The sequence below is a fragment of the Synergistaceae bacterium genome, from assembly GCA_017450125.1.
Classification (GTDB): Bacteria; Synergistota; Synergistia; order Synergistales; family Aminobacteriaceae; genus JAFUXM01.
Genome location: JAFSWZ010000017.1, coordinates 81,681 through 104,319, shown reverse-complemented (window position 1 = coordinate 104,319; position 22,639 = coordinate 81,681). Strand labels below are relative to the sequence as shown.

The following is a 22,639-nucleotide window of genomic DNA, read 5'->3' as shown; positions in this document are numbered from 1 at the left end:
GTTTCGTGGTGTCTACGGAATTATACATTATGAGCCCTTGACCACTCGAAGATGCCCAGCGCGGCAGCAACACTCGCATTCAGCGAACTGACTCCCTCCTGCTTTATGGGAATCCTCCTCAAGATGTCGCACGTCTCTCCGACAAGGCGCGACAGCCCCTCGCCTTCCGCACCGATAACGAGTGCCATCCTCTCAGGCAAACTCTCACTCCACAACGAGTCTTCTGCTCCTCCGTCGAGCCCGACAGTCCAGAAGTTCGCGGCCTTGAGCTGCTCAATCGTGCGCGTGATGTTCGCGACGGTGATTAGGGGAAGCCTCAGCGAAGCACCTGCGCTGGTCTTGATGACGGTATCGCCGGGCAGTGCAGAACGTCTTTTCGCGCTGATTACCCCCGACGCTCCGCCAGCTTCCGCCGAACGAATCACAGCACCGAGATTGTGCGGGTCTTCTATGTGGTCGAGAACGACAACAAGAGCGGACTTCTTCCCCTCAAGCCCCCGCAGGAACTCTTCAAGCTCCACTGTCTTGGCCTGAGTCAGTCGGCAGATTACGCCCTGATGTTTTTCCCCGCCCGCCAATTTGTCGAGTGCTGACGGAGCAACAACCTGAAACGTTACCCCCGCACTCTTGGCCGCATCGATGACCTCATCAAGGAACGGAGGCCGTACGTTGTTTGCGATAAGGAGCTTGGCACAGCGTGAAGGGGATTTTCTTAACAGGTCAATAACCGGCTTGCGTCCCCTGCAAATGTCGTCGGGCATTACTTCGCGGGCTTCTGGGTGAGGGTTGCCCAGTCAAGATTGTTCCAGTCAGGTTCTGCGGGAGGGTTGGCGTTGTCTGACCAGTAGAAGCCGAGATTGGTCATTATGTTTGTCCACTGCGACGAATGCGCGCCGACGTATTCCGCGTAAGTCATGTCTGTGCCCTCAACCTTCGTGAGTGCGCAGTTCTTGAGCGCGTAAATCGGCGGAACGGAGTCCACTGCATCAACGTTGCAGGGGTACGAGTCGAACTCCTCCGACCACTCACGCTGGACTTCTGCGCTCCCGAACCACTCGGCGAACTTCTTGACGGTCTCGGTCTGCTCGGCTGTGCGCTTGGGGTTGTCGAGGACTCCGATGTACTCTGCGATGTAGTACGTGCCGTCCTCAATGTCGACAAGTGCCCAGTTCTCGGGCTCAACAGTGCCCTTCAGCGGAATCTTCGAGGACTGAGCCGCCGCGTCAATGTTGCCATAGAGCGACGATGAATAGAACGTGCTGACCTGAACATCTCCCCTGTTGAGCGGGTCAAAGCCGTATGAATCTCCCGTGAAGTTTCCGTTTGCGCAGTAAGCCCAGAGAGTTTTCCAGCCCTCTACGGAAATTCCGCCCGCAGGAGACTTCGGGTCTGCGAACGAGTATAACATTGCGTTGTTGATGTTCATGTTGGTTGTTCCGCCGACGCGCCCCTGACGATACCACTTATAGCCGCAGTTCACGAGGTCAGCCCAGTGCTTGAAGTGAAGCTCCTTGCCGTTCGTGCCCGCTTCGTCCTTGCGGTAGAGCATCAGGATGTTCTGGATGACGATGCCGTATGCCTTGCCGGGATACTTGTACTCTCCGACCTTGTCAGCCCACGACGGAGTCCAGTCGAGAACGCGGATGTTCTCATAGTCGCCGTTGACGAGCTGAGACCAGCGGACTTCGTTGAGGCCGAAAATTACGTCGCCGTCCTTGTTCTCGTTGGCGAGCTGGATTGCGCTGGTGTCTCCCTTGTAGACGGTAGAGTCGTCGAGGTTGACCGTGAAGCCCGCTTCTTTGGCGGCGTTCTTGAGCCACGTAACGCGCTCGCTGGAGTTGGAGTTGGAGTAGATCCTGATGACGTAGTCCGAAGCGAAGGCAGATGATGCCATGCTCAGGAGCAGCAGTGCACACAAAAACTTCTTCATAGTGAATAGTTCCTCCTGTGAATAAGATTAATGGATAGCGGAAATTATACTAGTTTTGACATTTCGGGTAATGTGTTAGAATCCTGAATGTACCACAGAAAAATTTTCGTATTTAGGAGGATTGACAGTGAAGAGCGCAAATCAGTATAATTGTTCGCGGTTCGCGGTTCGCGGTTCGCGGTTCGCGGTTCGCGGTTCGCGGTTCGCGGGCATAATTGCACCCTAACACCTTTCCGCACGCATCACAATCACCATCATAACATCAGGGGTATCGGCGAATGAGTATCAAGAAGTTCGTCGTGGAACATTGCCCCGAGTCTATCCTGCCGCTCATCAGAATGCCTTACCGCGCTGTTACTTGGCCTGTGCGTAAAATCAAGACGCACATGATTTGCCGCAAAGCCTTGAAATATCTTCCGTACTATCAGGACGAGCTGTCGAGAGAAATTCTGTATGACCGCATACGGTTCTTGAAGGGCGACATTGAAGCCTTCATCAGCCGCGCAGAAAAAGAAGGCTGGACGTTTTTGGGATTATACAGGGTGGACGGAAGCCTTGATTACGCTTACGGAGCAGACAGCAGGGGTGAATATTCTGACGTTGTAGTCCTCTACGACAAAGAAGGCCGCGCTCTGGATTACACAAAGAGGCTCATGGCCATAATGTACGGAGCTGACAGCTTCAGGTGCGTCAAGATGGACGACTTCTTCAGCTTCTCACGAATCGTGAAATCCTTGCTGATTGTCCCCGTCATAGAAGACAAGTACGTTCCGTTCTCGGTCCGTGAGGACGTACAATATTTTGACGTGTTCAGTCCCATCGACGATGAAATAATAGTTGACGCAGGAGCATACGACGGCGGGACAGCTATACAGTTCCTCGAATGGGGGCAGGGGAAAGTCAGGCACATATACTCCTTCGAGTTTGACCCTGAGAACGCGGAGAGATGCGAGGAAAAACTGAGAGCCTACACGGACAAAGTTACCCTCATAAAGAAAGGCACTTGGGACAGGGACGAAACTATGCACGTGGACACAATCGGCACTGCAGGAAGTACTGTGCGCAATGCGGGCAGCACAGAAGTTCATCTCACCAGCATAGACAGCGTCGTGAAAGACGAGCCTGTAACCTTCATCAAGATGGATGTTGAGGGTGCAGAGCTGAAATCCTTAATGGGAGCACGCGAGACCATCATCAAGAACCGTCCGCGCCTTGCAATCTGCGTTTACCACAAGCCGGAAGACCTGTACGAGATACCGGGCTATATACTTTCTCTCGTGCCGGAGTACAAATTTCTGCTGAGGCATTACAGCTCAAGCAATGCAGAGACAATCCTGTACGCATACTGCTGAACGGGATAAATTTCTTTGTTGCAATTCGGGGGAAATGTTCTAAAATTTGCGCAATCCGAATTAAGGCGGCAAGACCAATAGGCAAATAACACATTCCTCCTGGCGGACACTGTCGTGAATAGTCGGAGGAGTAACTGTAGTTATTCTCACTCATTGGAGGAATGTTATTTGTGCAAGCGTCCCAGTCTTTTGCTGTCGATTTCTGTGCTCCTTGTTAGCGCGCTTATCGTTACGTTCGGTGTCGTGGATGTCGAGCTCGAATCAGGCTCGCATTTCGGTCTCGGCCTCCCCGCGCAAGTCCCCCTTCTCTTCGCAACAATCTTTGCGGCAATTGTCGGTGCTCTCTACCTCAAACGTTCATGGTCTGACCTCGAAAAAGGCATGGCCGGAGCAATTCAGGTGTCTATTCAGGCGATAGTGATTCTCGTGCTCGTCGGATGCCTAGTTGGTTCGTGGATACAGAGCGGAGTTGTCGCTACGATGATATATTACGGCCTCGAGGTCATGACACCGCGTTATTTCTACCTTGCGGCGTTAATCATCAGCGTTGTTGTTGCGATTGCGACGGGCTGCTGCTGGACGACGAGCTCAACCGTCGGAGTTGCGTTAATCGGTATCAGCGCAGGTCTCGGCCTTCCGCTCCCGATAACGGCAGGCTTCGTCATCAGCGGCGCGTACTTCGGCGACAAGGTTTCTCCCCTCTCAGACACCACTAACCTTGCTCCGGCAGTCGCTGGCTCTGAACTCTTCGAGCACGTCCGCGCAATGATGTGGTCAACAATCCCCACGCTCTTAATCACGGCAATAATCGCCTTCATGATGGGAGACAGTGCGCAGGGTTCTGACGGCGGAAGGATCGCGCTGATTCAGAGCATGATGCGCGCGGAGTTCAACATCTCGCTGTGGGCATTCATCCCGCCGATGGTCATAATCGTTATGGCGTTCATGAAGATACCGGCGATTCCCGGAATAGTCGCGGGCATCTGCGCGTCGCTCGTACTGACGCTTGTCAGGGGCTCGACGGCTCATGATGCACTTGAAGTACTCTTCTCTGGCTATGTTCCCGAGCACTTGGGAGCTTTCGCGAAAGCCGCAACACCTGAAGCTATGGCGAGCATAACAGGGGCGTTCACAGAGGCCTTCACCGCAGGCAGCCCGGCACTCTCCGTAACGTCGGAAGTGTTCTCTGGCGTGGGCGGGCTTCTTACCCAGCTGTTCACTCGCGGAGGAATGACCTCAATGCTCGAGACAATATGCCTCATCGTTGTTGCCCTGTCGCTGGGCGGAATTATGGAGGTCTGCGGCTTCCTTGACGTTATTCTTGATGCACTGATGAAGCACGTCAAGACCGTTACGGGAATGATAGGCTCTGTGCTTGCGTCGGCGTTCATGGCCAACGTGTTTCTGTCGGAGCAGTACCTCTCGATAATCGTGCCCGGCAGAATGTTCAAGAGAGCGTTTGATGAGCGCAGGTGGCAGAACGGCAAGAAGTTAGCTCCCGTGATGCTGTCGCGTTCACTCGAGGACTCCGGCACGATGACGAGCGTATTAGTCCCCTGGAACACGTGCGGAGTGTACGTGAGCTCGGTGCTGGGAGTTGCGACGCTGGATTATCTGCCCTACTGCTTCATGAACTGGCTTAATCCTCTCGTTGCGCTCGCGATGACTGCCTTCGGGCTCGGAATTGTCTGGAAGAACGAGACGGCGGAAGAGACGGGACAGGTATTCATCCCCGACACTGCCGCAATAGCAGAATAGCTTGATGAATTAACACATACCCCCCAAAATCACACGGGGGGTATTTTTGTGGCCTATGACAGCAGTATCTCCTTGTCCGTCGAGTACACCGGGATAGCGAATAGTTCTTTAAAGCCTACGCTCTGGTAGAATTTCAGCCCCATAGGTGTTGACTGATGGACTATCCTCCTCGTGCCGGCAATCCGGCTGGCCTCCTTCATTGTCGCAGCGGCTATTCCCTTCCGCCTCATATTCGGCAGTGTCCCGCCGTAGTACGCTCCCACGACATCGGGCTGGTGCGTCAGCATAATAGTACCTGCCGGCTCGCCGTCAAGTCTGGCCAAGTGCAGGGATAAATCCTTGCTTTCACGAAACACTGCCTCAATGAACCGGCAGTAATCCTCAGGAACATTGTCGTCTCCTCCGAACGAACGCCACGCAACATCTGCCCAGATTCTCGCTTCCTCAAGTGAAGCAACACGTTCGCACGTTGCCCTTTCGTTTGCGTGCGAAGTATCCATATCCTTCGGGTCAATGCTCATCGCCATAAGATCCCCGACGTAATTCACGCCTCCCCTCTCCAGAACTTCACCGCTCCCTTCGTACAGAGGCCACACGAACGTTTCACCGAGCGTGTCGAAGAACATCACAGCATCAGACACGTAGTCTTCTGAATCGACCGGCTCTGGTAAATATACCCAGTTCTCGGAGTACGACCCAACCGACACGCATAAGCCGGATCCAAGAGCGATAGTCTTGCTCACGCTGAGTTCAGACAGCTTTTCCTGAAAGAATCGCAATTCACTCCATATTACATCCTTAATGTTTGCATCCTTCATGTCAGAATACCTCCTCAAGTCCACATGTTAGCATTAATTCTTTTAGTTCGGGAATAATCTCATCAGAGAGCTTCTCCCTCAATGAAGCATCCGCAGTGTCGTTGACGGCGTGAGTTCTGGCTTCGTCGTAGGCCGCCTTCAACATCTTGAGCCGTGCAGTGAGTTCGAGCGTGTCGGTGCTGAGAGCCTCAGCCTGAAGACGCAGAATTTCAGCGCGCGTGTTCTCACGTTCCGCCGTAAGGTCAAAGTCCGCCTGTGCAAGCTCCCTCGACTTGGCCTGAAGGTCTCTGCGTTCGTCGGGGGTAAGCAGTGCCGCCGCGTAATCGTCCTCGTTCCTGAAGCCCAGTGCCAGCAGCTTCTTGCTGAAGTCTATCTCGTGTTTCTGCAGTTCCTCTCGCCCGCGCGCCATCTCCGTTTCGAGCGTGTGAACGTCAGTCTGTATCCTGTCCAGAACCGCCGCCTTCTCGTTGCGGGTCTCCCGGCGTTCCGCGAGCTGTGCCCTGAGTGCCTCGACGGCCTTCGACATCCTCTCCTGCTCTGCATCAGGACTCCGTGCCTCAAACAGGATGATTCTCTGCTGTTTCACGCTGTCCCGTTCTGCCTCGACTGCCTTCAAGCGTGAGGCAAGTTCCTCGCGCCTCTGCCGGAGGTTCTCGCGCTCCTTCTTGAGGGCGTTCATCTTCGTTCGGGCTACGGAGAGCTCGCGTTCAAGCTCGTCGCACCTCTTTGCGCCGTCCTGCCACGCCTCCAGCCTTTGGGTCAGTGCCTCAACGATTGATGCGGGGTTCTTGTCGGGAAGTGCCTTGTAGCCGTAAGGAAGTATCTGTGCCAGCAGCTCGCGTTTCAGGCTGTGCACTATCTCTTCCTGCGTCTTGCACTCTCCGCTGAGCTGTTCCTCGCCGGACTTCTCCGACTGCAGGGCAAACAGCGCGTCCTGGTGAAACTTCGCAACCTCCGAGCGTGTTTCGCGAATCTTGTCGAGTTCGTCGGCGGCGGCTCTCATGTCGCGTTCTGCGGCTTCGGCAGTGTCTGCGGCGTTGCGGGCAAGCTGCAATGAGTCTCTGGTCTTCTGCCTCGCGCGGTCAATCTCCTCGAAGGGTGATATTCCCGTCGACATGCTCAGACCAAGAAGTGATACACGCGATGAGATGTCTGCGTTGAGCTCGTTGATCTTCGTGCGGAGGTCTGCCTCGTCCTTCATGATTGACGCTACTTCGTCGTTGAGGCGGCCTGTCCTGCTCTGGCGCGTAGTTATCTCGTCGCGAAGTTCGTCGAGCTCCCTCTGTGCCTCCTGAAGGTTGCTGCGGACTTCCTCAGGGTCAGGAACAAGTGCTCCCGAAGTGTAGGGGTGAGTCATTGAGCCGCACAACGGGCAGGGTGCTCCGTCCTGCAGAAGCTCTCTTACAGCGTCTAAGTCCTCTATCCTGTGAAGGAGTGCGACGCGTTTCTCCAGCTTGGCCACTTCCTCCTGCATCTCCTGAATCTTTCCCGACTGTTCGACATCACGGATGTTCAGGCTTCGTGTCTCCTGCTGAATACGCAGCTTCGTGTCCTGCAGGTTCTTGAGCTTCGCCTCTAGGTCCCGGAGCTCCTGATACTTTCGGTAGAGTTCGTCGAGTTCCGCAAGACGTTTGATGCTGCGCTCGCAGATTTCCCGCCACTCGGTTATGCTCTTGCCCTTCAACGTGCTCTCGTAGAATGCCCGCGCCCTCGTGTAGCCCTTCTCGATGACGGTGTAGCGGTGATTCACTTCCGCCAGCATCGCCGTCCTGTCGTTGAGGACTCCTTGAGCGGCCTGCTTCTTCTGCAGTGCTTTTGCCCACGCGTCTTTCAGTGCAGCACGTTTCTCCTCTGCCTGCTCGTACATGGCAAAACATTTCTGTATTCCCGCAAGGCCAGTGCCGAGCTTCTCGTCAACCGCATGAACCTGCAGGAATTTCCGTGCCTCACGCAGAGCAACTTCTATCTTCTCGAGAGCTTTCTGTTCCGCGTCCGCGCGTGCTGAACACTCCTTGAGCCTCTGTTCTGCTTCCTCAAAGTCTTTGCGCGCCTGAATAGCTGCTTCCTGACGGTCAGCAGTCTGTTCGTCGAGTGCCTTGACCCTCTGTGCTGTTCCGGCTAACTTCGTCTGCTCGGAGAGTTTCTCGCGGAACTCTGCCTCGATGAGTGCGAGGGCTTCTTCTGCGTTGTGCAGTGCTGTGCGGGCTTCTGCCATGTCGTCGCGTAAGGCGGCCTGACGTACTTTTGCCCTGTCCCGCTGAACGCGCATGTCCTTGATGGCCTCGTAGGCTTCTCCGAGCTCAAGGGCTCTGCCTCCGCGTTCCAGCCTCTGGCGCGAGGGCACGAACAGCGAGGTTTTCCGCTCCCAGTCCGTGCGTTTCGCGTCAATGTCCTTCAAGTGTTCCTGCAAGCGCAATTCTTCGGCCTTGTGCTCAAGAAGCCGGCGTACCTCCTCAAACTGCGCTGTTAGTTCCTCTATCGTCATGTATCGTTATTCTGCCTTTCCTGCCCTGTATCGTTACTTCTCCGCACCACTGGAACACGAAACCTTCTCCTTTGAGGATGAGCCCAGCAAGTTCCGTGCACACAGCGCGTGATAACGTCCTTAGCCCTCGCCGTCTCCCTGCCTCGCGAATAACCAGAGCTACACTATCCGCGTCCATCTCCCTAAGCTTCCGCCAGTCCAGAGACGAAGCATCTGCGCTTGTTGCCGCAAAGAGCTCACGGCTTCGTTCGTCCTCAGCTTCGCGTACCTGCCTCATGTCCTCCCCGAACTGTGCGAGGTGTTCTACCGCTGAAGAGTTTATGTGTTCCGCAATCGTCGGAATAAGTGTGTTGCGTATGTAGTTACGGGTGTAATTGTCGTCGCTGTTGGTGCTGTCTTCACGCCATTCCAGCCCTCTGGCTCTGAGAACCTCACGCAGAAACTCTCTCCGCATCCCCAGCAGAGGACGACAGAACTTCACGCCGTCTGTCTCCGTCATCTCAGTGATGCCGACCGCCCCGCGTATTCCCGTCCCGCGAAGAAGGTTGAAGAGTACTGTTTCTGCGAGGTCATCCCTGTTGTGTCCGAGAAGAACTGTGCTGATGTTCGTTCTCTTGGCCGCGTTGCACAGAGCTTCACGCCTAAGCCGACGTGCCGCCGCCTCTAAGGACTCGCCCTTCAGCCTCGATGCCGGAACGTCAACCCTCACGCTCACGAACTCAGCACCGAGTCTCTCCGCGAACTCACGGGAAAATTCCTCGTCCGCGTCTGATTCCGCGCCCCTGATGCCGTGATTAACGTGCAGGGCAACAACCTTCCCACCGAAAAACTTTGCGCACATCCACAGCAGAGCCGACGAATCGCCTCCGCCTGAAAACGCAGCAATAATCTTCGGTGCATCAAGCCAGCCCTGACGCGTTCCGGCAGTAGTGAATGCTTCCCTCAGAACGTAATCCGAGAGCCTGAAGGGCACTGCTCTACTTTCTGACATTGTACAGCCGACGGTATATCTCGAGGTTCGCGCTGACCCTCTGGACGTAGCCGTTCGTCTCCGTGAAAGTTACACGTTCGATGAAGTGCGCAAGGTCCAGCCTGTCTCCTCCGTCCTTCAGCCACTTGCGGGCATTGCCTGAGCCTGCGTTGTATGCCGCCATGACGTATTCAGGACGCGCGAAGCTCTTCCCCAGCGTCGCAAGGTGAGACGCTCCCAGCCTGATGCTGTCGGAAGGGTTGTACAGGTCGTAGGTAGAGAGCCCGGCACGTTTGGCTTCCTCTCTGGCCGTTGCGGGCATGAACTGCATCAGCCCCGCCGCTCCGACGTAACTCCGTGCATCGGGTTTGAACGCGCTCTCCTGACGCATTATCGCCCACACAAAATTACTCTCCGTTCCGTACTGTTTCGCCGCCGCCTCAACTGTCGCCCTGTAGGGTCTCGGGTAAAGTGCCTCGAGGTCCTGACGGTAGAGCACAGGCCGTGAAGTCATGAGGTTCTCTATCTGCCGTGCCGCCTGGTAACTGTCCTCGAGTCCCAGCCAGCGTGAAAGGTATATTGCGCGGTAAAGCTCCCTCGTGCTCGCCTTCGGACGTGAGAGGCGAATATACGCGTTGTTGATGAACCCGAACTCCTCAAGTTCCGACGGCTTTAGGTTAAGGTCAGGGTTAAGCCCGTCAACGATTCGTATTTCTGCGCCGGAAATAAGCCCGTAAATCGTGAGGGGATATTTTCTGCGGAGAAGTGCCAGCGTCGCATCAGCCTCGCCTGTCTGTCCTGCCTTCCTCTGCGCGAACTCTAACCAGTAGAGAATACGCGCCCTCTTGTACGCGGGGACACCCGGAGCATCGCTCTGCCGGAACAGTTTCACAGCCTCCGCAAAGTTCCCTGCGTCAATGTTCCTCCATGCCCGCGACCACAAGACATTCTGCGCGTAATTTGTATTCGGGAATGAACGCAGTATCTGCGCCTCGAGCTCGTCCCTGCGCTTCGTGTTGGCCTTGCCGTAGAGATTCACGAGAGCCTGCAGAGCACGTGCCTGAACACTGCCCCGCCGTTCTCTGGCGATGCGTTCGAGGACGTTAATGCTCTTCTCCCTCATGCCTTTGTCCTTCGCGAGGTTCGCGATTCTCGTTACGGAACTTCCCGCGTAACTGTTCCCGCTGATTGCTAGGCTTCCCCAAAGGTTCAGTGCCGCGTCGTTGTTCTTGAGCCGCGAATTTGCCCACGCACGGTAATATTGAGCCTTCCTGCCCGTCGCACCGTTCAGCCACTCAAGAGCTGCCTGATTGTTGCCTGCAGTGTGCTGGTACACTCCCATAGCAACCCGTATGTTGTTGCCGGGCTTGCCGATGCCGGAGAGGACTTCTGCGGCCTCCTTGCTTCCCGCCTGAAGGTCAAGGAGCTGCAGCGCGTGCTCTGCTTTGCGCGACAATGGAACTAACAGCTTCAGTGTGTAGATTTTGCGCTCGTCAGTGTTGGCGTTCGAGAGCATACGGATCAGGGCGTTGATGGTGTTCCTCGTGTCTCCCTTGAGGTTGTACAGCCGGTACTGCGCAAGTGCAACGTAATACTTCAGGTCTGCGGGCGCGTTCTTGTAGAGGCTCTCTGATATGGTGAGTGCTTTCTGCGTCTGCCCAAGCCTCTCATAACCAAGAACCCTCATCATGTCAGCATAGGGCTTCACTCCCGCAGGAAAATTCTTGCTCTGTGCCTCAACGATGCTCACTGCCTCCTGCCACCTCTCTTGAAACCTGTACGCGTTTGCCATCAGTGCATGGTCGCGGGCGGTCTTGACCTTCTGCGACTTGTACTGCTGCTCCATCAGCGGCCAGTTGCGAGCCCAGAAAAGGTCTCTGAGGTTCTGTGCGGCATGTGAAGATGATGTGAGCACCAGCATAAATATCACTGTGCACAAAATTATTCGTCTCGTCATTCAGTCTTGCTCCTCGTTATGAATTGGGGTTGATTTTTAACGGGTATTATATAATAACCGTCATTCACGATTATTTTATGTATAGGAGAGTTTTGCTGAAACTATGAATGCGTTTGACGTTCTGAGGGAACGCGGATATTTCGAGTGGTGCACAAATGAAGAGAGGCTCTCTCAGGTCATGAATGAAGAGATGGTTACTGCCTACGTGGGCTTTGACCCGACAGCAGACAGCCTTCACGTCGGGCACTTGATCCCGTTGATGGCACTGGGATGGCTTCAGAGGCTCGGGCATCGTCCCATCGCTCTGGCCGGAGGAGGAACGGGGTTAATCGGCGACCCGTCGGGCAAGAGCAAGGAGCGCAACCTAATCACCGTTGAAGCCGTGATGCACAACATAGAGGGCGTGAAGAAACAGCTCGCTAAGTTCTTGGATTTCGACTGCGGGAAAAACTCCGCACTTCTCCTCAATAATTACGACTGGCTGAGCAAAATGACATTCCTTGAGGTTCTTCACGATGTCGGAAAATATTTCTCCATCAACAACCTCATAGCCCGTGAATATATACGTTCGCGACTCGAAGACCCCGAGAAGGGAATCAGCTACACCGAGTTTTCGTACGTTCTGCTTCAGGCAATGGACTTCAAGTACCTCAATGAGCATTACGGATGCCGTCTCCAGATGGGAGGCAACGACCAGCAGGGCAACCTGTTAGCCGGTTCTGACTACATACGCCGTACATCGGGAAATGAGGTTTTCGGCCTCACACAGCCCCTCCTGCTCACGTCAAGCGGCACAAAGTTCGGGAAGACAGAGGCCGGAGCAGTCTGGCTTGACCCGGAGAAGACCAGCCCGTACAAGTTCTACCAGTTCTGGTTCAACACGGACGATAGGGATGTGGAAAAACTCCTGAAACTCTACACGTTCATTCCAGTTGAGGAAATCGCATCAATCATGGCAGAGCACAACTCAGCTCCCGAAAGGCGCACTGCACAGAAGAGGTTAGCCCTCGAAGTTACGTCGACAGTTCACGGCGAGGAGACGGCAAAGAGTGTCGTAACCGCCAGCGAGATTCTGTTCAACCCTAAGATAGACTTCTCACAGGTCAGCGAAGAGACATGCAGGATGCTCATGCAGGAAGTTCCATTCACGGAGATTAAGGGTGCGGAGTTCCCTGCGGGAGTCGTCGGGGTGCTGTCCGCGTCCGGCGCGTGCGAGTCCAACGGCGAGGCCAAGAGGGCGATACGTCAGGGCGGAGTGTCCGTGAACGGCGCAAGGATTACGGACGAGAAGGCAGTCCTCGAGCGCGGTGCACTGGTGGGCGGAAAGTACGCCTTCATCAGAATCGGCCGCAAGAAGTTCCAGATGGCAGAGTTCAGCGATGCATAGCCTCAACTGGTACATATCGTCGTCGGTTAGCGACATTCTCGCGCAGGTCATCAAGGACATGGCGGCGGCTCTGCGCAGTCATTCGAAGGATATAGACCTTAACGTAATCAGCGCAAAAGACTCCTCCTTCAAGCCCCTTACCGAACGCGTGAAGAATATTTTTGCGCGCAAAGAAATCTGGCACTTGTTCGGGAGAGCACCTTTCTGGTGGAGGATAGTGCGGCTTCACTCGCGGACTGTTCACACACTGCTTGACGGCGACAAATGGGGCGGGTGGCCTTCGCGGTTCTTCAGCGAGGGCGCGAAGACCGGCGAGTCGGTAATCTTCCCGGTGTTCGACCCGCTTAGCACTTCCGGCGGTGAGGGCAAACGTGCGGTGTTTGTGCGGGACGGGCGGAAAGTCCCTGAGGGAGACTATGAGGTTCTCGACATAGGACAGCAGATTCTCAGGCCTGAGGCGTTGAGCGGGGTATACATCACCAACCACACCGGCCCGCGCGAAGCAATGAGAGCAGGAATCCTCACGATGAGGGGGCTTGCGATTGCGTCGGAAAAGAGCGGCTACCTCGAAGAGATACTTGGCCCGGACGGATATTTTGTGATGAACGGAGAAGACGACCTCCCTAAAATCATACGTCAGGGGCTCGGCGAAAGAGGACGGCACGTAGCGATGTCTGCACGGCACTTCCTGAAGTCCCGGCGTTCGCACGAGAGGTGCACGGACTCGCTGATAACGTTATACAGGAAGGTTATTGCGCAATGAGCAAGGCCGCAGTCAGAGCACTGAAGCTGTTTGAGGCCTTCGCGTCTACGGGACTGCGCGGGAAAATTACTGCTTCCTTCTTCTCCGGCCTGCTGAAGCTGATTCACCCGCGCGCGAAAGTTATTGACGACAACCTCAAGATAGGTTACCCCGACAGTCCGGCGCAGTGGCGGAAGGACATTCGCGGCCAAGTCTACGAGAACATAGCGTGGACGGTTACGGAGCTTCTGGTTCTCCAGCGCGACCCGTCGCAGGCGTTCGAGTGGGTGAAGAAAGTGCACAATCAGGAGATTGCCGATGACCTCATAGCCCGCAAGAAGGGAGCAATCTTTTTGTCCGGGCATTTCGGGAACTGGGAGCTTCTTTCTGCGTGGTACGCACAATACGCACTCCAGCACGGGCACAAGCTCTCGATAATCTCGCAGGAACAGCATGACCCGGACATTTCGCGCTACATCGAGGAGATGAGGCGGCGGTTCATGGTTGACTTCATCCCCAAAGAATCATCAGTGATGAAGTTTGCGCATCTCCTGAAAGGCGGCGCGCACATTGCCCTGCTGAACGACATTGCCGGAATAGGACAGGTGACGGTTCCGTTCATGGGCAAGGACGCGACAAACATGCCTGGCCCTGCGGTGATGGCAATGCTGTCGGGAGTACCGATAGTGCCGGTGTGCATTTACCGTGATGCTCCGTTCTCGCACGAGGTAGAGTTCTTCGAGCCGGTGAAGATGCCGGACGCGAAACTAAATCACGACGAGCGGATGAGAGCGATAGTTCTTGAGTGCAACTTGGCGATAGAGAGATTCATACGGAAGAGGCCGGAGCTGTGGTTCTGGCTTCACAAGAGATGGAGGCCGTAAATGTTACTCAGCAAGGATTTCACGTTTGACGCGGCACACAACCTCGTGCACTATCACGGGAAGTGCGAGCGTCTTCACGGGCACACATACAGGCTGAGGGTAACTCTTGAGGGACAGCCCGACGCTGAAGGGATGATTATGGACTTCATAGAGCTGAAGCAGATCGTGAAGGAGAAGGTGCTCTCGCGTCTTGACCACGCGTATATCAACGACATTCTTCCCCAGCCGAGCGCGGAGAATATAGCCGTGTGGGTGTGGCGGGAACTTGCGGAGAGCGTGAAGCGGGAGAACTGCGGGCTGTATGAAGTCAGCGTGTGGGAGACTGCTTCGAGCTGCGTAACTGTGAGGGCTTCTGACGTGTCATGAAGGACGTACAGAACGAACGCGACTCCCGCAGCATCCAGATCGACCGCGTGGGCGTGAAGAACGTCTCCTACCCCATAACCGCCCTCGACCACGACAACAGAACCCAGAGCACGATTGCTTCCGTCTCAATGAGCGTAATGCTCCCGCGCGAGTACAGAGGCACGCACATGAGCCGCTTCATCGAGACCCTCGAGGAGTACAGGGGCAGAGTTTCCCCCTCGAACCTCGAAGCCTTCACCCGCCGACTCTGCGAGAAGCTCAACGCCTCAGAAAGCTCCGTGTCCTTCGCCTTCCCCTACTACTTCCGAAAGCACGCGCCGATCTCCGGCATAGAGAGCTTCAGCAAGTGCGACATCACCCTTCAGGCGAGCTACGCAGAGACTTTCGACATGGTCATAACACTCGGCCTCAACGTCCAGACCCTGTGCCCGTGCTCAAAGGAGATTTCCGACAACGGAGCACACAACCAGCGCGCACTCGTAGAACTCTCCGTTAGGTGCGAGGGGCTGTTGTGGTTTGAGGAGATGATAGAGATGATTGAGGCTTCGGCTTCTGCACCCCTCTACACCCTACTGAAGCGTGAGGACGAGAAGTACATCACCGAGCTGGCTTACAGCAGGCCGCGATTCGTTGAGGACGTGCTCCGGGAACTCGCAGTGAGGCTCGACGCAGAGAACCGAATCCTGTGGTACAGGGTAAACGTTACGAGCTACGAGAGCATTCACGGGCACGACGCGTTTGCGGAGATCGAGAGGGACAAGCGTTGAGCAGGAGGCGCAACAATCTTCCGCTCCGTCTCACCATGTACGGAGTGATAATGCTCATCGGTATAATGGGCTACAAGGTCTACCGCGCGTGGTTCGAGAACTACAGCATGGCGCACCCGCAGATAATCGAGGCAGTAACCATCAACTACAACGAGGAGCAGCCCCTTGAGGGCATCCTTTTGTGGGACGAACAGCTCATCTATGCTCCGCAGGACGGAATACTCAACTACCCTTCACCGCGCCCGCACATTGCCGCAAAAGGCGAGATAATCGCGGCACTCGACGGCGTTGGGGTGAAAGCTCCGTACCCGGCATACTTCTACCCTGCTCTTGACGGGCAGGAAGGCAGCTGGGTTTACCCGAAACTTTGGCCGGACTTCGCGCCGTTCCCGGAGTTCAGTGATGCGTCGCTCATCGAGAACGGCACGCGGCTTTCACGCGGAGACCCGATCGGCAAGCTCATTCCGCAGCCTCAGATCCTGCGGTGCATCGCCTACCTCGACAAAACCCCATCGCTTGAACGCGCGCTGAGCAGCACCACCAATGCCACGATTCGCGTCCGCACAGAGTTTGACGGCAAGGACAGGAAGGCTGAAGTTGTGGCGAAAAAGTCTTCAGGGCAGAAGCTCAAGCTGTACCTGCGGCTTCCGTTTTTCCCGCCGGAAGTTGTGAGGTCGAGGGCGTTCACTGCGAGCGTGATTACCGACGTGCAGAAGGGTGTCATGGTGCCGGACACTGCGGTGATAACCAAGAACGGCAAGAACATGGTCTTTGTCGTGCAGGGCAACACTCCCGAACTCAGAGTCGTGGAGGGATTTCCTTCCGACGATGACAATTTCTTCATCGAGAAGGGCATAGAGCCGGGAAGCAAGCTCATACTGAATGCCGACAGCCTGAGCCAGAATCTTGGGGACGATAAATTCAGGATATGGTGATAGATTGATGAATGCAGACGAAATTTACGGCAGGATACTTGAAGCAGCATCGAAAGCGGGACGGACGGACAAGGTCAGCTTTGTTGCGGTGAGCAAGACCCGCACTGTCGAGGAGATGCATGAGGCAGAAAATTTCTCGTGCGTGGACTTTTTCGGCGAGAACAGAGTTCAGGAGGCGGAGGCCAAGAGGAAGGTTTACGGGGCTTCGCGTCTTCAGTGGCGGCTTATCGGGCATCTTCAGGCGAACAAAGCGCGCAAAGCAGTCGAGCTCTTCGACAGCATCGACAGCATCGACAGCATCGAGCTCGCTGAACGTGTCGACAGGATAGCCGGAGAACTTCACAAGGTCATGCCCGTGCTTATTGAGGTGAACACGTCGGGTGAGGCCAGCAAGTCGGGAGTTGAGCCAGAAGGTTTTTTGCGGCTTGCGGACAAAGTGATAACCCTACCGAACCTCAGGCTTGACGGACTTATGACCGTAGGGCCGATAACCGACACCGAGAGGGAGATTCGCTGTGCGTTCGCAGAACTTCGCGAGCTCGCGGAGAAGGCCAGAGCATCAACGGGACTCGCCTTGCCGGTGCTCTCAATGGGAATGAGCGGGGACTTTGAGGCGGCAATAGCTGAGGGCAGCACGATGGTGCGGATCGGTACTCTGCTGTTCGGCGAGAGAGATTACACCAAGCACTAAGCAATATTAGTGATTTCATGATATATTTATCCCATCCATAGAGACAATAATTTTCACTAGGGAGGCGGTTATTCTTGAACATAATGAAGTTTTTCGGGTTCGAGAGTGATGACGACGATTACGACGACGACGAAAGCTACCAGGAAGACAGACGTACATCCAGCAGAAAATCTCCGGCCAAGAGCACGCGTTCACCTTCGCAGGGCAACCCCAGCGCATCCGGCAGGCTCGTTCGCTACAAGGGAGTAGCGTCCGACGCGGACAAGCTCCGTCTTCGCGATGCCTTCAACGAGGGCGCAATGATTCTGATAGACCTCAACGAATTTGACCAGCGCGAGTTTGAGGAGAGCGGCAAGGACTTCATCACCTTCATGGGAGGGATAGCGTTCTCTCGGGGCGGAAAGGTGAACTTCATCGAGCCCGCTCAGTACCTCCTTACTCCCAGAGCCGACATGTACGAGACCTGGCCGGAAGGGAGCGACATCGAATGAGCGATCTCCTGACTGCGAAAGACGTTGAGGTAAAAGTCTTTAAGAAGGCACGTTTCGGCGGATATTCTGTGCCTGAGGTGGAGGACTTTCTGAATCAGATTGCGGATGACCTCGAGGCCTACGCGATACAGCTAGACGAGAAGGATGCCCGCATCGCAGAGCTCGAAGCCTACGCCAAGAAGCAGGAAGAGATGACCGACGCAATCAAGGACGCATTGATTCAGGCACGTCAGGCCGCGAAGGAGATGGAGGACAAAGCGCAGTCCGAGCACGACGCGATAATCGCCGAAGCTCAGGCTGAAGCCGCCCGAATCATCGCCGAAGCAGATGCGACGGTTCAGGCGCGTGTCGACGAGGCAGAGAGACGCTCGACGGACATACTCTCAGAGGCCAGAATCTCCGCCGCCGAAATCATGCAGGCCTCGAAGGAGAAGCGCGACAAGGCCGAGCAGACCCGTGCCGCACTCGAGCAGGAGATAGCCGCGTTGAGGCAGCAGGCAGAGGAGGAAGCTCAGGCGATCTTGGCCTCAGCACGTGCGGAAGCCCGCAGACTTCTCGCCGACACTCAGCAGGAAGCCGCCGAGTACCAGAAGGAGATACAGTTCCTGAGCCTGAGGAAGCAGCAGTTCCTGAAGGACACTGTGGCACTTCTGCTGGACTTCGGGAAGATAATCGAGACTGCGCAGGAAGACTTTGACGACGTTCCCGAACCTTCTCTTCCCGCCGAAGAAATCGCCGTAATGCCTGAGGACAGCACGCCCGCAGTTGACGAAGAACAGCAGTAACGTACAGCTCACTTCACCCGTAACAATCCTTGAGGGTCTGGGCCCGAAGAAAGCCGAAGCATTCTCGCGGCTGGGGGTCTGCACGCTCGAGGATATGTTCTTCTTCATGCCCCGACGCTACGAGGACAGGCGCAACCCCAAGCCCTTAGCCTCGCTTGTGCCGGGAAGCGTGGACTGTGCTGTTGCGGCGGTCAGCGACATACAGACCGGCGGCGGAAGAACAGAAGCCCTCCTCGAGGACAGCACGGGCACAGCGGAAGTTGTGTGGTTCACCGACAAGATAGGCAGCTTTGTGCGCAAGGGTATGCGGCTTGCTGTTTACGGGACATTGAGCGACAAATACATAGTGCCTCACTTCACTCACCCTGAGTTCGAGATTCTCAAGAGAGGAGCAGTACCCTCGCTCATCGGCAAAATCTTTCCCATCTATCCCGGCACTGCAGACCTCACGCAGAGGGCAATCAAGAAATTCGTTGACCTTGCACTGGATCTGTACTCTGAAGACTGCCTGAAAGAGTTTCTGCCTCAGAGAGTCTTGAAGCGTTACGGAATGATGAGCCTCCGTGATGCCGTGATGAAGATACACCGCCCCGACGATGAAATGTCATTCGTGAAGGCGCGCAACAGGTTATCATTCGACGAGTTCTACCTTCTGCAGGCTGGAGTGATAATGCGCCGGAACTCTGAGGAAGGACAGTCGCAGGCACAGCCCCTCACTGCCGGTGAAAAGTTCAAGGCGTTCATGGACAACCTGCCGTTTGCGCTGACGGATGCACAGAGGATAGCGGGCACAGAGATTCTCGACGACATGGAGAAGCCACGCCCGATGAACAGGCTGCTTCAAGGCGACGTGGGCTCGGGGAAAACGATTGTTGCGGTGATTGCGATGCTTGCGGCGTGTGATTCGGGTGCACAGGCGGCATTCATGGCACCTACTGAGATTCTCGCAACACAGCACTACCTCAAGCTCTCGAAGCTCCTCGAACCCTTAGGCCTGAAAGTCGCGCTCTTGACCGGAAGCCTGAGAGCCTCCGAGCGCAAAAGACTACTCGACGAGATTTACTGCGGGAACGTGAATATAGTTGTGGGCACTCACGCGGTCTTCTCTGAGGATGTCGACTTCCTGAACCTCGCGCTGGTTATCGTCGACGAACAGCACAGGTTCGGAGTCCTTCAGCGCGGGGCGTTAATCTCGAAGGGCAAAGCTCCCCACGTTCTGGCAATGACCGCAACACCAATCCCGCGAACGTTAATCCTGTCAGTTTACGGCGACTTAGGAGTCTCTGTGCTTAACGAGCTTCCTCCGGGACGGCAGAAGATACGCACAATCTCTCTCAGTCCTGCGGAGTTCCGCAAAGTCCCGAAGATGATTCGTGAGCATGTTTCGCGCGGAGAGCAGGTGTACTGGGTCTGCCCTCTTATCGACGAGGGAGAAAGAGACCTTGCCTCTGTGAACGATACTTGCGAACGTCTGCGAAGCCTCTTGCCGGAAATGAGGATAGCGGCAATTCACGGCCGTCTGCCCGTAAACGAGAAGGCAGAAATCATGAATGACTTTTCCGCCGGGAATATAGATGTGCTCGTCGCTACGGTGGTGATTGAAGTCGGCGTAGATGTCCCGAACGCAACAATGATAGTGATTGAGGACGCGGGACAGTTCGGGCTTGCGCAGCTTCACCAGCTGAGGGGGCGCGTAGGAAGAGGGGAGGCGGCGAGCACGTGCGTACTGCTCGAGAACACGGACATTACGGACGAGGGACGTGCGAGGGTTGAAGCGATGGTTTCGACGACGGACGGCTTCGAGCTTGCGGAAATGGACTTGCGGCAGAGAGGTGCGGGAGAGATCTGCGGGACGAGACAGCACGGGGTTACAGATTTCCGTGTGGCTGACCTTGTGAGGGACGAGAAGATTCTGACGCTCGCGCGCAAGGAAGCACAGTCTCTCCTCGATGAAGACCCCGAGTTAAACTCTGAACCACTGCTTAAGCGGGAGATACTGCGACGGCTCGGCGGGGTTCTGGAACTGGCGGCGACATCATGACGTTCGAGGAACTGAGGGAAGGGCTGTTCAGCACGCTTCTACGGCGGCCAAGTACGCGGCGGCAGGCTCTGGGGTTTCTGGAGAGGGCACACGCACCTGCTGAGGCGGTTGACGCGCTGATGGCTGAGGCGGAGAGCATGGGGCTGGTGGACGATGAAGCGTTTGCGAGGCTGTTTGCGGACGGGCATCTGCAGTGGGGAAACCTGAAGATTGCGCACGAACTTTCTGCACGGGGAGTCTCACGGGCGGACATTGACGATGCACTTGACGAGGTAGAGGACGAAGGAGAGAGGGCGCGGGAGCTTGCGGAGTCGTGGCGGGCTTCAGGAGTTGAGGAGAGGAAGATAACTTCACGGTTAATGAGCAGGGGCTTCACGAGTCGGGCGGTACGTTCTGCGGTGGAGCAGAGAAATTCCGAGTAACTGGGACGGAAGATTCGTATACACAAAAAACTAGGACAAGGCTTTTTTGTGCTATAATTACATTTGCGAAAATACCATTAAGCACATGACTTTTGTGGTTGTGTGCCACTTACCTTATCCTGCGTAAATTATAACACAGTGCAGGGCAAAGGTAATCAGTAGTTGTGTGCTTATTTAGGGTTATGCGCTGAGTTCGAGGGCGTTTGTGGAATGCTGTGGGCTTGGTGCATTTATTGTATTCACACAGGAGGTAGGTAGTTATGAGGAAAGGTTTTGCGGTGTTGCTGGGCGTGATTGCGCTCGGGGTGTTGTGGTGCGTTCCTGCTTTTGCGGCGTACTACGACGAAGGCAATGATGGGGACAGTTGGGAGACGGCGTATGTGATTGACTCCGTTGAAGACTTTATGCTGATGAGGGAGAGATCTAGTGTGCGCTCTGACAGGTATTCAGATGGTAGCAAGTACTACAAGCTCACTGTGGATTTAGACCTTTCGGCAGAATCTGACATGAACGATGCCACTTCCTTTTACGGCCACCTTGACGGACAGAATCACACGGTGAAAGTAAATATTACGCATACTCAAAGTATAGGCAGCACAGCCGCTATATTTGCAGTTGTAAGCACTGATAACGTTGCTATAAGGAATCTCAAGGTTACAGGCAGTGTTCGCGATGAAGATTCGTCGCAAGCAGCAGGAATTGTCTTAGCCTTGCAGAGCGGCACTATAGAAAACTGCAGCTTCACTGGGACTGTTGAGGGAAGGGATGCGGTAGGCGGCATAGTAGGTCACATTACGCCGTCAGCTTTCGCTTCTTCTGAAAACAAAGCTGTTGTGAAGAATTGCACATTCAGCGGAAAAATTAATGTTTCAGGAGAGACAAGCGCAAATGCAGGAGGAATCGTGGCTCTGTTGGCTGATGGGCATATAGAGAACTGCACAACTTCTGAAGGAGTAATCATAAACTGTAATGTTCAGCAGAGTACTCAGAACATGTATCCCGGGTATATCGGTGGTATTGCCGGTATGGGTACTGCAGTTTTTAGTACAAGTTCAATCACAAATTGTACGTCTCATGCTGTACTCGAGGGGCAGGCAAGCTGGAAAGGCGGAATAATAGGAGTCTCAGATTCAAAAGTAAATTTGTCTGGCAACACTTGGCCGCCCCAGTATCCTGAAGCAGGTAGCGGCTCCACAACGCCCGACCCTGTTAGTTACGACCAGCCCACAACATCACAGCTCCCGCCCGGCACAATCCAGCCCGTTGAACTCGCGCCGGACATACTCGAGAAGGCAGCCCAAGCCGTTAATGTCGACGTGTCCCGGCTCAACATTCTCACCTCCGCAAACATCACGCCCCAGCAGGAGCCCACACAGACCATGCTCGAATACGTCAAGAACGACGGCAGCGAACTAGTCGGCAAGCTCAACACTCTTTCTGTCGACCAAGAAGGATGGTACGTGTTCAAGATTAAGTTCGATGATGAACTGTACGGACTGCTTAAGGACAAAAACATCAGCGACTACAAGTTCTACGGCCTCAACGAATCTGATGACGATGCCAGCGCGCCAATCGTAAGCGAGCTGTTAAACGCATGGGAAATACTCAACATGACAGGCGACAAGATTACTTCCTTCGAATCGCGCGAGTTACTCATGGACGGCTTCCTCAAGGAAGGACAACCTTTCAGCCTCTACCTCGCCAAGCCCAGCCCACTCGAAACCGGGTCAAGCGGCGGCAGCGGCGGCTGTACTTCAACGTTAAACCTCGCGGGCTTTGCTGTGCTGGTGCTCTTGCTGGCCGCACGGAAACAATCATAACGTCTTAACAACAAATCCCCCCGTCTCACTCAGAGGCA

20 protein-coding genes are annotated in these 22,639 nt (G+C 55.1%); 14 read left to right on the top strand and 6 right to left on the bottom strand.

Features of this window, described 5'->3' with window-relative positions:
* Positions 1-20 precede the first annotated feature (20 nt).
* Positions 21-761, bottom strand: coding sequence for a 23S rRNA (guanosine(2251)-2'-O)-methyltransferase RlmB (gene rlmB / locus IJT02_03955; protein MBQ7544078.1), 741 nt, complete (start codon positions 759-761; stop codon positions 21-23).
* Entirely contained in the window at positions 761-1,930 is a 1,170-nt protein-coding gene (locus tag IJT02_03950; GenBank protein ID MBQ7544077.1) for an extracellular solute-binding protein, read from the bottom strand. Before IJT02_03950 ends, rlmB begins: the two co-directional genes overlap by 1 nt.
* Before the next feature lie 278 nt (positions 1,931-2,208).
* Here IJT02_03950 and IJT02_03945 point away from each other — a divergent pair, with 278 nt between their 5' ends.
* Both IJT02_03945 and nhaC read left to right on the top strand, forming a co-directional pair.
* Positions 2,209-3,282 carry an FkbM family methyltransferase gene (locus IJT02_03945; protein ID MBQ7544076.1) on the top strand — a complete coding sequence of 358 codons (1,074 nt, stop codon included), beginning with the start codon at positions 2,209-2,211 and terminating at the stop codon, positions 3,280-3,282.
* A gap of 153 nt (positions 3,283-3,435) precedes the next feature.
* The gene (gene nhaC, locus IJT02_03940; GenBank protein MBQ7544075.1) at positions 3,436-5,040 is read left to right on the top strand and encodes a Na+/H+ antiporter NhaC; all 1,605 of its coding nucleotides are present in this window, start codon (positions 3,436-3,438) and stop codon (positions 5,038-5,040) included.
* A 53-nt stretch (positions 5,041-5,093) separates the two neighbouring features.
* Here the strand turns inward: nhaC and IJT02_03935 are convergent, their stop codons facing one another.
* Genes IJT02_03935 through IJT02_03920 form a run of 4 tightly spaced genes read right to left on the bottom strand, consistent with a single transcriptional unit; the run spans position 5,094 to position 11,270 of the window.
* Positions 5,094-5,858 (bottom strand): GNAT family N-acetyltransferase, encoded by a 765-nt coding sequence (locus IJT02_03935; protein ID MBQ7544074.1) that lies wholly within the window; start codon positions 5,856-5,858, stop codon positions 5,094-5,096.
* 1 nt (position 5,859) lies between these two features.
* Positions 5,860-8,343, bottom strand: a complete 2,484-nt coding sequence (locus IJT02_03930) for a hypothetical protein (protein MBQ7544073.1) — start codon at positions 8,341-8,343, stop codon at positions 5,860-5,862.
* Positions 8,312-9,334 carry a tRNA lysidine(34) synthetase TilS gene (tilS, locus tag IJT02_03925; protein MBQ7544072.1) on the bottom strand — a complete coding sequence of 341 codons (1,023 nt, stop codon included), beginning with the start codon at positions 9,332-9,334 and terminating at the stop codon, positions 8,312-8,314. The genes IJT02_03930 and tilS overlap by 32 nt, the downstream gene beginning before the upstream one ends.
* Positions 9,321-11,270 (bottom strand): lytic transglycosylase domain-containing protein, encoded by a 1,950-nt coding sequence (locus IJT02_03920; protein ID MBQ7544071.1) that lies wholly within the window; start codon positions 11,268-11,270, stop codon positions 9,321-9,323. The genes tilS and IJT02_03920 overlap by 14 nt, the downstream gene beginning before the upstream one ends.
* A gap of 103 nt (positions 11,271-11,373) precedes the next feature.
* Between IJT02_03920 and IJT02_03915 the strand changes: the two genes are divergently transcribed.
* The 12 genes from IJT02_03915 (at position 11,374) to IJT02_03860 (ending at position 22,601) form a co-directional block, all read left to right on the top strand.
* Positions 11,374-12,657: a tyrosine--tRNA ligase gene (locus tag IJT02_03915; GenBank protein MBQ7544070.1), complete on the top strand. Its 1,284-nt coding sequence runs from the start codon at positions 11,374-11,376 to the stop codon at positions 12,655-12,657.
* Positions 12,650-13,420, top strand: a complete 771-nt coding sequence (locus IJT02_03910; protein MBQ7544069.1) for a hypothetical protein — start codon at positions 12,650-12,652, stop codon at positions 13,418-13,420. The genes IJT02_03915 and IJT02_03910 overlap by 8 nt, the downstream gene beginning before the upstream one ends.
* Entirely contained in the window at positions 13,417-14,283 is an 867-nt protein-coding gene (locus tag IJT02_03905) for a lysophospholipid acyltransferase family protein (protein ID MBQ7544068.1), read from the top strand. The genes IJT02_03910 and IJT02_03905 overlap by 4 nt, the downstream gene beginning before the upstream one ends.
* A complete protein-coding gene (gene queD / locus IJT02_03900) occupies positions 14,284-14,649 on the top strand; it encodes a 6-carboxytetrahydropterin synthase QueD (GenBank protein ID MBQ7544067.1) in 366 nt (121 codons plus the stop codon).
* Entirely contained in the window at positions 14,646-15,416 is a 771-nt protein-coding gene (locus tag IJT02_03895) for a GTP cyclohydrolase I FolE2 (protein MBQ7544066.1), read from the top strand. Before queD ends, IJT02_03895 begins: the two co-directional genes overlap by 4 nt.
* Positions 15,413-16,351, top strand: coding sequence for a hypothetical protein (locus IJT02_03890; GenBank protein ID MBQ7544065.1), 939 nt, complete (start codon positions 15,413-15,415; stop codon positions 16,349-16,351). Before IJT02_03895 ends, IJT02_03890 begins: the two co-directional genes overlap by 4 nt.
* A 7-nt stretch (positions 16,352-16,358) precedes the next feature.
* A complete protein-coding gene (locus tag IJT02_03885) occupies positions 16,359-17,042 on the top strand; it encodes a YggS family pyridoxal phosphate-dependent enzyme (GenBank protein ID MBQ7544064.1) in 684 nt (227 codons plus the stop codon).
* A gap of 74 nt (positions 17,043-17,116) precedes the next feature.
* Positions 17,117-17,533: a cell division protein SepF gene (locus IJT02_03880; protein ID MBQ7544063.1), complete on the top strand. Its 417-nt coding sequence runs from the start codon at positions 17,117-17,119 to the stop codon at positions 17,531-17,533.
* Positions 17,530-18,318: a DivIVA domain-containing protein gene (locus IJT02_03875; protein MBQ7544062.1), complete on the top strand. Its 789-nt coding sequence runs from the start codon at positions 17,530-17,532 to the stop codon at positions 18,316-18,318. Before IJT02_03880 ends, IJT02_03875 begins: the two co-directional genes overlap by 4 nt.
* Positions 18,299-20,359 carry an ATP-dependent DNA helicase RecG gene (recG, locus tag IJT02_03870; GenBank protein MBQ7544061.1) on the top strand — a complete coding sequence of 687 codons (2,061 nt, stop codon included), beginning with the start codon at positions 18,299-18,301 and terminating at the stop codon, positions 20,357-20,359. Before IJT02_03875 ends, recG begins: the two co-directional genes overlap by 20 nt.
* The gene (locus tag IJT02_03865) at positions 20,356-20,781 is read left to right on the top strand and encodes a RecX family transcriptional regulator (protein ID MBQ7544060.1); all 426 of its coding nucleotides are present in this window, start codon (positions 20,356-20,358) and stop codon (positions 20,779-20,781) included. The genes recG and IJT02_03865 overlap by 4 nt, the downstream gene beginning before the upstream one ends.
* A 260-nt stretch (positions 20,782-21,041) precedes the next feature.
* Positions 21,042-22,601, top strand: a complete 1,560-nt coding sequence (locus IJT02_03860; GenBank protein MBQ7544059.1) for a hypothetical protein — start codon at positions 21,042-21,044, stop codon at positions 22,599-22,601.
* The last annotated feature ends 38 nt before the right edge of the window (positions 22,602-22,639 follow it).